At 76.4% G+C, this 10,845-nt stretch carries 17 protein-coding genes; 10 read left to right on the top strand and 7 right to left on the bottom strand.

What is annotated here, in order from left to right; all coding sequences use genetic code 11:
* Positions 1 to 113: 113 nt before the first annotated feature.
* On the top strand, positions 114 to 947 hold the full coding sequence (locus tag ACRYM0_RS18820; protein WP_432507378.1) for an alpha/beta hydrolase: 834 nt from the start codon (positions 114 to 116) through the stop codon (positions 945 to 947).
* Between the two features lie 5 nt (positions 948 to 952).
* On the opposite strand, the gene ACRYM0_RS18815 is transcribed toward ACRYM0_RS18820, so the two are convergent.
* Positions 953 to 1,168, bottom strand: a complete 216-nt coding sequence (locus ACRYM0_RS18815; protein ID WP_432507377.1) for a hypothetical protein — start codon at positions 1,166 to 1,168, stop codon at positions 953 to 955.
* Positions 1,169 to 1,382: 214 nt separating this feature from the next.
* Complete coding sequence (locus ACRYM0_RS18810; protein ID WP_432507376.1) at positions 1,383 to 3,128, bottom strand: beta-N-acetylhexosaminidase; 1,746 nt, start codon at positions 3,126 to 3,128, stop codon at positions 1,383 to 1,385.
* A gap of 104 nt (positions 3,129 to 3,232) precedes the next feature.
* Here ACRYM0_RS18810 and ACRYM0_RS18805 point away from each other — a divergent pair, with 104 nt between their 5' ends.
* The gene (locus ACRYM0_RS18805; protein ID WP_432507375.1) at positions 3,233 to 3,469 is read left to right on the top strand and encodes a helix-turn-helix domain-containing protein; all 237 of its coding nucleotides are present in this window, start codon (positions 3,233 to 3,235) and stop codon (positions 3,467 to 3,469) included.
* A gap of 5 nt (positions 3,470 to 3,474) precedes the next feature.
* Positions 3,475 to 4,089 (top strand): Clp protease N-terminal domain-containing protein, encoded by a 615-nt coding sequence (locus ACRYM0_RS18800; protein WP_432507374.1) that lies wholly within the window; start codon positions 3,475 to 3,477, stop codon positions 4,087 to 4,089.
* A gap of 45 nt (positions 4,090 to 4,134) precedes the next feature.
* Here ACRYM0_RS18800 and ACRYM0_RS18795 read toward each other — a convergent pair whose 3' ends face one another.
* From ACRYM0_RS18795 to ACRYM0_RS18785, 3 genes are all read right to left on the bottom strand, one after another.
* Complete coding sequence (locus ACRYM0_RS18795) at positions 4,135 to 4,305, bottom strand: hypothetical protein (RefSeq protein ID WP_432507373.1); 171 nt, start codon at positions 4,303 to 4,305, stop codon at positions 4,135 to 4,137.
* Positions 4,306 to 4,380: 75 nt separating this feature from the next.
* A complete protein-coding gene (locus ACRYM0_RS18790; RefSeq protein ID WP_432507372.1) occupies positions 4,381 to 4,746 on the bottom strand; it encodes a hypothetical protein in 366 nt (121 codons plus the stop codon).
* Positions 4,743 to 5,162, bottom strand: coding sequence for a MarR family winged helix-turn-helix transcriptional regulator (locus ACRYM0_RS18785; protein ID WP_432507371.1), 420 nt, complete (start codon positions 5,160 to 5,162; stop codon positions 4,743 to 4,745). Before ACRYM0_RS18785 ends, ACRYM0_RS18790 begins: the two co-directional genes overlap by 4 nt.
* 124 nt (positions 5,163 to 5,286) lie before the next feature.
* On the opposite strand from ACRYM0_RS18785, the gene ACRYM0_RS18780 reads away from it, so the two are divergent.
* From ACRYM0_RS18780 to ACRYM0_RS18755, 6 genes are read left to right on the top strand one after another with little or no spacing between them, the layout of a single operon-like run.
* Positions 5,287 to 5,700: a hypothetical protein gene (locus ACRYM0_RS18780; protein ID WP_432507370.1), complete on the top strand. Its 414-nt coding sequence runs from the start codon at positions 5,287 to 5,289 to the stop codon at positions 5,698 to 5,700.
* A 21-nt stretch (positions 5,701 to 5,721) separates the two neighbouring features.
* The gene (locus ACRYM0_RS18775; protein ID WP_432507369.1) at positions 5,722 to 5,940 is read left to right on the top strand and encodes a helix-turn-helix transcriptional regulator; all 219 of its coding nucleotides are present in this window, start codon (positions 5,722 to 5,724) and stop codon (positions 5,938 to 5,940) included.
* Positions 5,941 to 5,998: 58 nt separating this feature from the next.
* A complete protein-coding gene (locus tag ACRYM0_RS18770) occupies positions 5,999 to 6,760 on the top strand; it encodes an HpcH/HpaI aldolase family protein (protein WP_432507367.1) in 762 nt (253 codons plus the stop codon).
* A 42-nt stretch (positions 6,761 to 6,802) separates the two neighbouring features.
* On the top strand, positions 6,803 to 7,381 hold the full coding sequence (locus ACRYM0_RS18765) for an alpha/beta hydrolase (protein WP_432507366.1): 579 nt from the start codon (positions 6,803 to 6,805) through the stop codon (positions 7,379 to 7,381).
* 40 nt (positions 7,382 to 7,421) lie between these two features.
* Entirely contained in the window at positions 7,422 to 7,811 is a 390-nt protein-coding gene (locus ACRYM0_RS18760) for a tautomerase family protein (RefSeq protein WP_432507365.1), read from the top strand.
* A 58-nt stretch (positions 7,812 to 7,869) separates the two neighbouring features.
* On the top strand, positions 7,870 to 8,700 hold the full coding sequence (locus ACRYM0_RS18755) for a nucleotidyltransferase domain-containing protein (protein WP_432507364.1): 831 nt from the start codon (positions 7,870 to 7,872) through the stop codon (positions 8,698 to 8,700).
* Between the two features lie 47 nt (positions 8,701 to 8,747).
* On the opposite strand, the gene ACRYM0_RS18750 is transcribed toward ACRYM0_RS18755, so the two are convergent.
* Together ACRYM0_RS18750 and ACRYM0_RS18745 are read right to left on the bottom strand one after the other, a co-directional pair.
* Positions 8,748 to 9,425 (bottom strand): hypothetical protein, encoded by a 678-nt coding sequence (locus ACRYM0_RS18750; protein WP_432507363.1) that lies wholly within the window; start codon positions 9,423 to 9,425, stop codon positions 8,748 to 8,750.
* A gap of 111 nt (positions 9,426 to 9,536) precedes the next feature.
* Positions 9,537 to 10,115, bottom strand: a complete 579-nt coding sequence (locus ACRYM0_RS18745; RefSeq protein WP_432507362.1) for a hypothetical protein — start codon at positions 10,113 to 10,115, stop codon at positions 9,537 to 9,539.
* Between the two features lie 90 nt (positions 10,116 to 10,205).
* On the opposite strand from ACRYM0_RS18745, the gene ACRYM0_RS18740 reads away from it, so the two are divergent.
* A complete protein-coding gene (locus ACRYM0_RS18740; RefSeq protein ID WP_432507361.1) occupies positions 10,206 to 10,748 on the top strand; it encodes an SRPBCC domain-containing protein in 543 nt (180 codons plus the stop codon).
* The last annotated feature ends 97 nt before the right edge of the window (positions 10,749 to 10,845 follow it).

The raw sequence follows: 10,845 nt of genomic DNA, 5'->3' as shown, positions 1-10,845 counted from the left end.
CGCCCCCGCCCCCCCCCCACAACCCCCCCCCCCCCCCCCACCCTCGGTAAAAAAATAAACATCAACCACCCGACCACACCGCAGGGAGGCCGTGGTGGTGGGAGGGTGGGGAGGTGCAGACGTACGCGCGGGACGGTCTGGTGTTCGACGTGCGCGACCACGCGCCAGAGGGGGCCGCGCAGGGCGTGGTGCTGTGCCTGCACGGCTTCCCGCAGGACTCGCGCGCCTGGGACGCGGTGGCGCCGCGGCTGACGGCCGCGGGTCTGCGGGTCTTGGCGCCCGACCAGCGCGGGTACTCCCCCGGCGCGCGCCCGCCGGGCCGGGCGGCGTACGTGCTGCCCGAACTGGTGGCCGACGTGCTGGCCCTGGCCGACGCGGCGGGGGCGAGCACGTTCCACCTGGTGGGTCACGACTGGGGCGGGGTGGTGGCGTGGGCGCTGGCCGCGCAGCACCCCGGGCGGGTGCGCTCGGCCACGGTGCTGTCCACACCGCACCCGGCGGCGCTGCGCGGGTCGGTGCTGCGCAGCACCCAGGCGCTGCGCTCGACGTACGTGGCGGGTTTCCAGGTGCCGTCGGTGCCCGAGCGGCTGCTGCTGGCCCGCTCGGGCGCGGCGCTGCGGGCGCTGCTGGTGCGCAGTGGCCTGCCGCAGGACCTGGCGGCCGGGTACGCGCGGCGCATGGCCGAACCGGGGGCGCTGACCGCGGCGCTGGGCTGGTACCGGGCGCTGCCGCTGCGGCAGGGGCGCACCGGTCCCGTGGCGGTCCCGGTGACGTACCTGCACGGGCGCGACGACCCGTCGTTCTCCCCGGCCGCCGTGCGCGCCACGGCCGCGCACGTGCGGGGGGAGTTCTCCGAGGCGGAACTGCCGGGCGGGCACTGGATCCCGGAGCGCGAACCGGGTGCGGTCGCGGACGCCGTGCTGCGCGGGGTGCGCCGCACCTCCTGAGGCGCTCAGGCGGCGCGGCGCACCGGGCGCAGCAGTTCCAGGAACCGGCGGCGCGACCCGGCGGCGGCGGGCACCTCGGCGACGGCGGTGGCGGCGGACGCGGCGGGGACGGGGCCCGGGGCGACCGGCTCGACCGCACGGGGCGCAGGGCCGCGGCTGCCGACGTACGCCTCGGCGGCGAGGACGGAGGCGATGCTGACGCGGGGGCCGTAGGGCGACACGGGGTTCTCCTCTCCGCCGCGGGGCCTGTCCCTCGCGGCGCTGGGGAAGGTCTCGGCCCGTGCGGGGCGGGCGCCGAAGCACCGGGGCGAGAACCCACCCGAACAGCCCCGTGACCGGCGCCACACGCCGGGCACACCGCGTCGCAGCGCTTCACCCGGTCACCGCGTCCCCACCCGCGCCACCGGCGCCGCACGGGTGAACGCCCGTCACGGTTCAGTCCTCGCGAGCCCCCGCACGCACGAGGGCGCGGCGCAGGGCGGTGAAACGAGCGGTGCTGTCGTCCAGGCCGCCGGGCCGGGCGCGCAGCAGCCAGCAGGCGCGCTGCTCCTGCACGAGCGCGTCGAGCTCGGCGAGCAGGGCGCGGGCGGTGGCCGGGTCGGGGCCGTCGGCCCCCTCGGCGCGGGGCAGCAGGTAGCGGGCGGCGAGCTCGGCCAGGCGGATCGCCTGGGTCAGCTCGCGCACGACGACGTCGCCGTCGGCGCAGGCGGGGTCGGCGGTGCGCAGGTCCTCGCGGCAGCGGGCGAGCACGTCCAGCGCCCCGCGCAGCCGCTCTGGGGTGGGCACGTCCGGGTCGGCCAGCCCGTCGGCCTCCTGCAGCGCGCGGTGCAGGGGGGAGGCGTTGAGCATCGGCACGCCGAGGTCGGCGCACACCCGCCCGGTGCGCACGAGGACGCGGCCGACGGTTCCGGTGGGGTCGGCCAGGACGTGCTCGTCGAGGACGGCCGCGACGTCGAGGTCCCGGTTGGCCTCCAGGCACCAGCTGACGGCGCCACCGAACAGGGCCGGGCCGAACGCCACCGAGGGCGGGTCCCAGTGCCCGCCGTCGCCCCAGGAGGTGTTGAGGTAGCCCCGCGCGGAGTTCTCCAGGCCGACCTCGGCGGCGTCGACCATGTTCTCCACCGCGTTGTCGAAGCGGCCCAGCAGGGAGTTCCAGTTGCTCGCGCCCGGCGCCACCCAGAACGGCGCGCCGGCCTGCCGCAGCAGCACGGCGCGCTCGCGGAAACCGTTGCGCAGCCCGGCGGCGGCGGTCAGCGACGGTGAGTCGTACTGCCACACGACGGGCACCGCGCCGGCCGGGACGCGACCCGTGAGCTCGGGGTGCTCGCCGAGGACGTCGGCCCAGAACTCCACGGCGTACCCGCGCTCCAGCCAGGGACCCGCCACCCGCGCGACGTGCTCGAGGTAGACGCCGCCCAGGCCCTCCTCCCGGACGCGCCCGGCGCTCTTGCCGGTGCCGAGCTCGAACGGCTCGTCGGCGCCGATGTTGACGCGCCGGGTGCGGAAGAGGGGCACGACCTCCTCCAGGAGGCCGGTGACGAAGTCGGCGTTGTCCGCGGTGGGTTCCAGGGTGCCGGGCGGGTGGTGCCGCCCCCACGCGGTGAACCCCTCCTCGTTCTCGGCGCGCTGCGCGTACGCCTCGTGCCGCAGCCAGCGCTCCATGTGCCCCAGGGTGTTCTGGTTGCAGACGAGCTCGATGCCGTGGGCGGCGCACAGCCCGTCCAGCCAGCGCACGTCGTCGGCGGTCAGCGGGGAGGCGTCGCGCCACACCTCCTCGTGACCGCTGAACGCGAAGGTGTGCTCGGTGTACAGCTCGAGGGCGTTGACGCGCGCCAGCGCGAGGACCTGCACCCACCGGGCGAGGGTGCGGCGGGTGGGCACGCGGTCGCGGCTGACGTCGAGCACGAAACCGCGCACGGGGAAGTCCGGGTGGTCGGTGACGCGGTACGCGACGTCGCCGAAGTCCGGGCCGGTGCGCAGCTGGTCCAGGGTCGCCAGGGCGTACCGCAGGCCGGCGGCGTCGGCGTGGGAGATCGCGATCCCGTCGGCGGAGGTGACGAGGCGGAACCCCTGCCCGGGCAGGGAGGGGTCGATCGTGACGGTGACGGGGGCACCCGGTGCGGGCCCGTCACCGGGGGCGGCGCTGAAGCTGCGGGGACGGGGGAAGGGGGTGACGGGCACGTCGGCTCCGGTGCGCTCGGGGACGGGCGTGGGCGGGACCACCGGAGACTCGCACCTGTCAGAAACGGTTGACAAGAGCCGCCTTGTCAGCCCAGGCTGACAACGTGGACCTGGAACGGGTGGAGGCGACGGCCGGCGCGGTCGACCCTCGCGAGGGCCTGCGCACCGCGCTGGCGCTGCGCCGGCTGGCCGAGCGCCTGGAGGCGCTGCACGTGGCCCGGGCGCGGGAACACGGGATGTCGTGGGCCGAGATCGCCGTGGAGCTGCAGGTGACCCGCCAGACGGTCCACAAGAAGCACGGCCGCACGAGCGGACCGGGGCGCTGGGACACGGAGAGGTGACACGGGTGCTGGTCTACGACGAGTCCTTCGGCGCGGTGATGGCTGCGAGCCAGCGGGAGGCCACGCGCCTCGGTGCCGGTTCCTACGGCTCGGAGCACGTGCTGCTGGGCCTGCTGGCCGCAGCGGGACCGCTCGCGGAGCAGGTCCGGCGCACCGAACCGGGGCTGACCGTGCAGGCGGTGCGTTCCGCCGTCGAGCGCGGCGCGGACGACGCGCCGCACCTGCGGCGCCTGGGCATCGACGCCCAGCAGGTCCTGGCCACGGCGGGTAGCGAGCCCCCCGGGCCCCGGCCGGCGCCGCGCAACCGCCACACCCCCGAGTGGCAGGCCGCGCTGGGTTCGGCGTCGGTGAAGCTGAGCCAGCTCCAGAAGTCCGGCGCCCTGCCGCGCGAGGGGAAGGTGACCTCGGCGGTGCTGTGGCTGGCGGTCCTGGAGCCGGACACCCGGGCGCACCGGCTGCTCGCGGCGATGGACCTGGACGCCGAACGGGTCCGCGGCGCGGTCCTCACGGTCCTGGCCGGCAGCGGGTCGGTGGTGCCGCCGTGGCCCCGGCAGGCGCGCGCGGGGTTCCTGACCCGGCTGGTGCAGCGCGCCTTCGCCCGCGCGAACGTCGCCGGCTGAGGGTGCGGCGGTCCGCGTCGGGCGGTTCCGGGGTGCGGTCGCGGTTCAGCCCGCGGGGGTCCCCGCCAGCAGGCCCACCGTCACGAGCAGGTGGAACACCACGACGCTCACGATGAACGCGCGCTCGCTGATCCCGAAGGCGTGCGGCCGCAGGCGCCGGACGAGGAGCGCGAGCACCAGGCAGGCCAGGGAGCCCGCAGCCACCAGGTGCAGCACCTGCAGAACACCTCCGAGCGCGCTGCCGGCGAACAGGTCGTCGAAGGTCCCGGTGAGCGAGTAGCTGATCGTGAATCAGGCGACGGCCGCGAGCAGGTGCAGGGTTCCGACCAGCGTGCGGCGTTCGCCCTCGAGGTCGGTCGGCAGGTGCGGCAGGGCGACGAACACGGCCGCGAGGACGATCAGCCACAGCGTCGCCGACGCCCGGTGCTCCCAGCCGGGCAGCGCGACGGCGACGGTTCCCGCGAGCCCCGCCCACGCGGCCGCGCCGATCCACGTCATGGTCGCCGCGAGGCGGCGGGTGCGGCCCACGGCGTAGTCGCTCACGGCGTGGCGGACGGGCGAGTAGTCGCTGGGCACGACGTGCAGGGCCGCGAGCAGGCCGAGCCGAGCGAGCATGAGGGCGGTGGTGGGGGCGGCGACGACGGCAGTGGGGATCACCGGGTCTCCTCGGGAGCGGGGGCCGGGACGGGCCGGGGGGCGTCGGCGGCGGGGCGACGGACCTCGTCGTGCAGGGCGCGCACCGCGGCGGCCAGCTCGGCCGCGTCGAGGCCGACGCGCCGCCGCCTGGTGGCGTCACCGCGTTCGGTGATCTCGAGCATGCGCACGTTGCCGGCGCCGGCCGGGGCCGCGTCGCGCAGCAGGCCCGCCGACACCAGCTGCCGCACCAGCGCGCTCGTCGAGGGCTCGGAGATGCCGAGGGCACCGGCGAGCTGCTTGCTGGTGATCCCCGGGTGCTCGGAGGTGATGATGAGCGCCACGTGGCGGTGGTAGCTGAGCCCCTCGGGCCGCAACGCCCGCTCGGCGTGCCGGTCGAGCGTCCGCACCAGGTCGTGCAGTTCGTGAGCGAGGTCCACGGCGACCGAATTAGGGTCCTAATTCCCTCTCGTCAAGGGTGCTGCACCGATGCCGGCCGGACGGCCGGGAAGGCCGTGACAAGGACGCTTGACACGTGGCGTGCGGGAGGGGATGCTCGGGACCATGACAAACGACCTTGACACCAGGCAGCACAGCGACGGCGACCGCGCACGGACCCGGGCCTACCTGCGCGAGTTCGTCCCGGCGATGGTCGGCTACGTCGTCGTGCTGATCGCCGTGGGCACCTTCGGCGACCTCGACGGCGACAGCCCCTGGCGGTTCCTCTGGGCGCTGCTGCCGGTCCTGCCCGTGCTCGCGGTGGTGCGCGCCGTGGCGCGGGCGCTGCGGCGCTCCGACGAGTACGCCCAGCTGCTCCAGCTGCGCGCCCTGGCCGTCGGGTTCGCCGTCGCCATGACCGCCTGCGTGGTCCTCGGCCTGCTGGAGTCCGCGGGCCTGGTGGTGCCGGTCGCCCCGTGGCTGGCCTTCGGGGCGGGGATGCTCTCCTGGGCCGTGGCCGCCGGTGTCGCGCACCGCTGAGCGCGGAGCGAGGACCCACCGGTGAAGAACCGCATCCGCGAACTGCGCACCGAGCGCGGCTGGACGCAGGCCGCGCTGGCCGACCACCTGGACGTCTCCCGGCAGACCGTCAACGCCCTGGAGACCGGCCGCTACGACCCCAGCCTCCCCCTGGCCTTCCGCCTCGCACGCCTGCTGGGCGAACCCCTCGAGACCATCTTCGAACCCGACGAGCACGACGAGACCGCGCACGCCCGCTGAGCAGCGGGCAGGATGCCACCGGGCCGCCGAACCGCGGCGGCCGACGGGGAGGAGCGTCGTGGAGCAGCAGCACTGGTGGACGGCCCGCTCCGACCGGCCCCTGTGGGGCGCCTGGTCCAACCTCGCCAGCCCGGGCGCCGTCGGCACCCTGGCCCGCTCGGGCGCGGACTGGGTGCTCCTGGACGCCCAGCACGGCGAGCACGACGACCGCTCGGTGCGCGAGTGCCTGCGGGAGGCCGGCGCGGGAGCCGCACCGCTGCTCGTGCGCCCGGGTCGCCTGGACGTGCAGGAGATCGGCCGCGCCCTGGACGTCGGCGCCGCCGGGGTGGTCGTGCCGATGGTCAGCACCCCGCAACAGGCCCGCACCGCCGCCCGCGCCTGCCGCTACTCCCCCGCCGGTGAGCGCAGCTGGGGGCCGCACGCCCTGCTCACCGGCCGCCCGCCGACAGCGCCGGCCGACGCGGACGCGCAGGTGCTGTGCGCGGTGATGGTGGAGACCCGCGAGGGCCTGGCGAACGTCTCGGCCATCGCCGCCGTCGAGGGCGTGGACGTCGTGTTCGTCGGGCCCTTCGACCTGTCGCTGGAACTGGGCACCGACGTCGAGGCGCTGCTCGCCGCCGACGGCCCCGACGACCCGCTGCCCACGGTCGTGCGGGCCTGCGCGCAGCACGGCGTCGTGCCGGGGGCGTTCGGGGTCGGGGCGGCGCGCGCCGCGCGGTTCCGGGACCTGGGTTTCCGCTTCGTCGCCGCGTTCGCCGACACCGAACTGCTGGCCGGAGGTGCCCGGGAGCGCCTGGCCGCGCTGGGCGGACCCGCCTAGGGTCCCGCCCGTACCTGGAAGGGACGACCCGGGAGGCGGGCGGTGCAGCACCGGCGGGAACTCGTCGACGTCGAGACGGAGGGCACCGGCTCGGCGCCCTGGACGGCCACCGTGCTGCCCGGGCGGGGGTACGGCTGCGACGCGCCGTTGCTGCGCGCCACCCGCTCGCTGCTGCGGGAGCGCGGGTGGACGGTGCGCACCGTCCGCTGGAGGGACGAGGCGCCGGGAGCGGAGGACGTCACCGCCCTGGGCCGGGAACTGCTGCCGCCGGCCGGGACCGGGAGGCACCTGGTGGTGGCGAAGTCCCTGACCACCCGGCTGCTGCCGCTGGCCGCCGAGCGGGGTCTGCCCGGCGTCTGGCTGACCCCGCTGCTGGGCGAGCAGGAGGTGCGCGCGGCCGCGGCCCGCGCCACGGCACCCACCCTGCTGATCGGCGGCGACGCCGACCCGTACGGGGACTCGGCGGTGGCCGCCGCGAGCGGACAGCGGGTGCTGGAACTCCCCGGAGCGGACCACTCCCTGGAGGTCCCCGGGGACGCCGAGGCGTCCCGCGCCGCGCTCGACGACGTCGTGGCCGCCGTGCGGGGTTTCCTGGACGACGTGGAGCGTGCGGTGCCGTGAGGCCGGTCCCCGAGTCGGTCGCTGCGCTAGCGTGACCGGCGTGGCGCAGTTCAAGGTCTACGGTCGCGGCGACGTCCTGCGGCCTGTGCGGCCCGTGCTGTCCGACGTCCTGCACGAGGCCGCGGTCGACGTCCTCGGCCTGCCCGCGGAGAAGCGGTTCCACCGGTTCTTCCCCATGGACGCCGAGGACTTCCCCACCCTCACCGGCCGCAGCGAGCGGTACACCGTCGTCGAGGTGCTCATGTTCGCCGGCCGCAGCACCACGACGAAGAAGGCGTTCTACCGCAGGCTGTTCCAGGACTTCGAGGACCACCTGGGCATCACGCCCACCGACCTGGAGGTCGCCGTCCTGGAAACCCCGCGCCACGACTGGGCGATCCGCGGGGCGCCCGGCGACGAGCTGGACCTGACCTACCGCGTCCAGGTGTGACGACCACCCGGGCGGGAAACCCGTGGCCGCCCCCGGCCGCACCTCCTACCGTGGCCGGGTGACGAACCACCCCCACGCCGGCGAGGAGGCCCGCCGCATCGCCGAGGCCGGCACGGTCCTGCGCACCCAGGTGGGCAGCGGTGTGCACGGCACCGCGCTGGCCGGGCAGGACGACCGCGACGAGATGGGCGTGTGCCTGGAACCCGAGCGGTACGTCACCGGCCTGGCCCGGGTCCGCACCCCCGGCGGCCGGCTCGTGCCGTTCGAGCAGTACGAGTTCCACACCGCCTGGGAACGCCCCCTGGGGTTGCGGGAGCGTTCCGGCCCGGGCGACCTGGACGTCGTCGTGTACGGGGCGCGCAAGTGGGCGCGCCTGGCGCTGGCCGGGAACCCCACCGTGCTGCTGCCCCTGTGGGTGCCGGACGCGGAGGTGGTGGCGGTGACGGACGCCGGGCGGGAACTGCGCCGCGAGGCCGGGCGGTTCGCCAGCCGTGCCGCGGGTCGGCGGTTCTTGGGGTACCTGCGCGCGCAGCGGCAGGTGCTGACGGGTGAGCGGCGGCCCGGTGCGGCACGGCGGGCGCGCGCCGCCTCCCCCACCGACCACGCGCTGAAGCCCGCCGCGCACGCCCTGCGGCTGGGCGTGCAGGGGCTGGAACTGCTGCGCACCGGGCGCGTCACGCTGCCCGTGCGGGAACCGGAACTGTCGGAGCTGCGCGCCGTGCGGCGCGGGGAACGCACCCTCGCGCAGGTCCTGGCGCGGCTGGACGCGCTCGAGGCGGACCTGGAGCGGGAGTGCCGCACCGCGGACCTGCCCGAGGGCGCCGACCGCACCTGGGTGGACGGTTGGCTGCACCGCTCCTACGAGCGCTTCTGGGAGCGCGCAGCCTGACGGCCCCCGCCCCCACCGGCGGTGCCGGTGGGGGCGGGGACACCGGATCAGGCGGCGGTACCGCTGGTGCTCGAACCGGCGGTGCTCGAACCGCCGGTGCTCGAACCGTCCGTGCTGTCGGCGGAACCGCCGCGCCGCCCGCCCCCGCGCCCGCCGCCCTTGCCGGCGGCGAACTCCTGGTCGATCGCCGCGGCGACCTGCTCGGGCAGTTCCGCGATGCGCTCGTCGGCCTGCTCCTGGGTCAGCCGCCCGTCGGTGACGGCCTGCTGCACCCGCTCCTCGCCCGCCGCCACGAGGGCGTCGACGAGGGCCTGCTCCTCCACGCCCTGGTCGGCGGCCACGCTCGCCAGCGTGGCACCGTCGGCCTGCAGCGCGGTGCGCAGCTCGTCGGTGCCCAGGCTCAGCGCCTCCGCGGCCGCGTCCAGGTCCAGCGCCCGGCCGCCGCCGAACCCGCCGTGGCCCCCACCGCCGCGCAGCGCGTCGGAGGAGTCCAGCGTCTCGGCCACCGCGTCGGCCTGGTCCTGGGTGATGGTGCCGTCGCCGACCAGCCCGGCCAGGGCGTCCTTGATGGACTGCAGCCGGTCGGCGACGCCCGAACCGCTCGTGGCCGACGTGCCGGTGGTGGCGGCCGACGCCAGCGGCGCGCCGATCAGCACCAGCCCGAGGCCGCTCGCGGCGACGACGCCCGCCGTGCCCGCGGCCACGGTCCTCTTGGTGATCCTCATGGTGTCCCCCGATCGGTGGGGCCGGGTGTCTCCCGGCTCCCCACCTGTGTCGGGCGGGTACCTGTGGCGGCCCTGTGCTGGGCCCCGCGACGACCTGGGAAACGCCGCCGTTCAGGTGCGGCCCGCGGCCTCCTGCTCCAGCGCCGCCAGGTCCACCAGCAGGCTCGCCGCGCCGTACAGCCGGTCGCTGAGGGCGTCCACGCCCGGCGACAGGACGGTCAGCTCCCCGCGCTCGGCGAGGTCGGCGAAGATGCCGTCGTTGCTGACGACGAGGAACTCCGCGGGGTCGGGGACCTCCGCGGCGGCCTCCAGCAGCACCAGGTCCGCCACGTCCGGGCCCGCGGCCACGGCCCGTGCGCGCCGCGCGAACTCGCCCAGCCACGGGCGCGAGCGCGCCACCGCCCCCGCCTGGCCCGCCAGGGTGACGTGGTCGGCCTGGCGGGCCAGCTCCACCACCACCCCCAGCCGGGCGCGCAGCCGCCCCTTCACGGCGCGCAGGTTGTCCAGGTCCACCAGCAGCACGCGGGCGGAGCCGTCGGTGCCGGACCACACCGGGTAGTCCCGCACGAGGGCGCGCAGCGCGTCGCCGTACAGGTCGGGGCCGGCGTCCACCTCTTCCGGCGAGGGCAGGTCGTCGAGGCTGAACCACTCGTAGTCGTCCCGCCAGCTCGGTCCACCGCCCAGTCCCACGGCGTGATCCTCCCAGGTCGGGCGCCCCGGAGCGCGCCACCGGCACGGGGCGCGTCCCCGGCGCCACCGGCCGGGGGCAGGATGGTGCCGGTGAGCGACGACCCGGAACTCCTCGGCGGCGCCGTCCTGCACGGCGGTGAGCGCGCGACGCTGACCCTGCAGCGCGAGTACCCGCACCCGGTGGCGGCGCTGTGGACGGCGCTGACGGTCCCGGAGGTGACGCGCCGCTGGTGGGCGGCGCTGCGGGCGGACCTGCGACCCGGCGGGGAGTTCTCCCTGATGTGGCTGAACGGCGACCCGGCCGAGCTGGAGTGGTGGCCCGGTCGGGTGACGGAGCTGGACCCGCCGCGGCTGCTGGAGCACACCAGCTCCGAGCACGGCCTGCTGCGCTGGGAGCTGGAGCCGGTGGAGGCCGGTGCGCTGCGGGCGCGCACCCGGCTGCGGCTGACGAACGAGCTGGAGGGCGAGGACGCCTGGGTGCCGATGTCGCTGGCGGTGTGGCACCTGCACCTGGAGGCGCTGGAGCGGGCGCTGACCGGCGGCGCGGTGGACTGGCTGGACTGGTCCGTCACCTCCAGCGCCCGCCTTCGGCTGCTGCGCGCCGCCTACGCCGCGCACCTGCCCACCCCCTGACCCCTCCCCTTCCCGCGGTGATCTTGCACGGTTGAGCCCTCAACCGTGCATGGACGGGATCTCCCTGACCACGTCCGTCACCCCCGACGGGCTGGGG

This window comes from Kineococcus arenarius subsp. arenarius (assembly GCF_050871845.1).
In the GTDB taxonomy this organism is placed as follows: Bacteria; Actinomycetota; Actinomycetes; order Actinomycetales; family Kineococcaceae; genus Kineococcus.
Note: the sequence above shows the minus strand (reverse complement) of the source record. Positions and strands in the feature narration are given on the sequence as shown.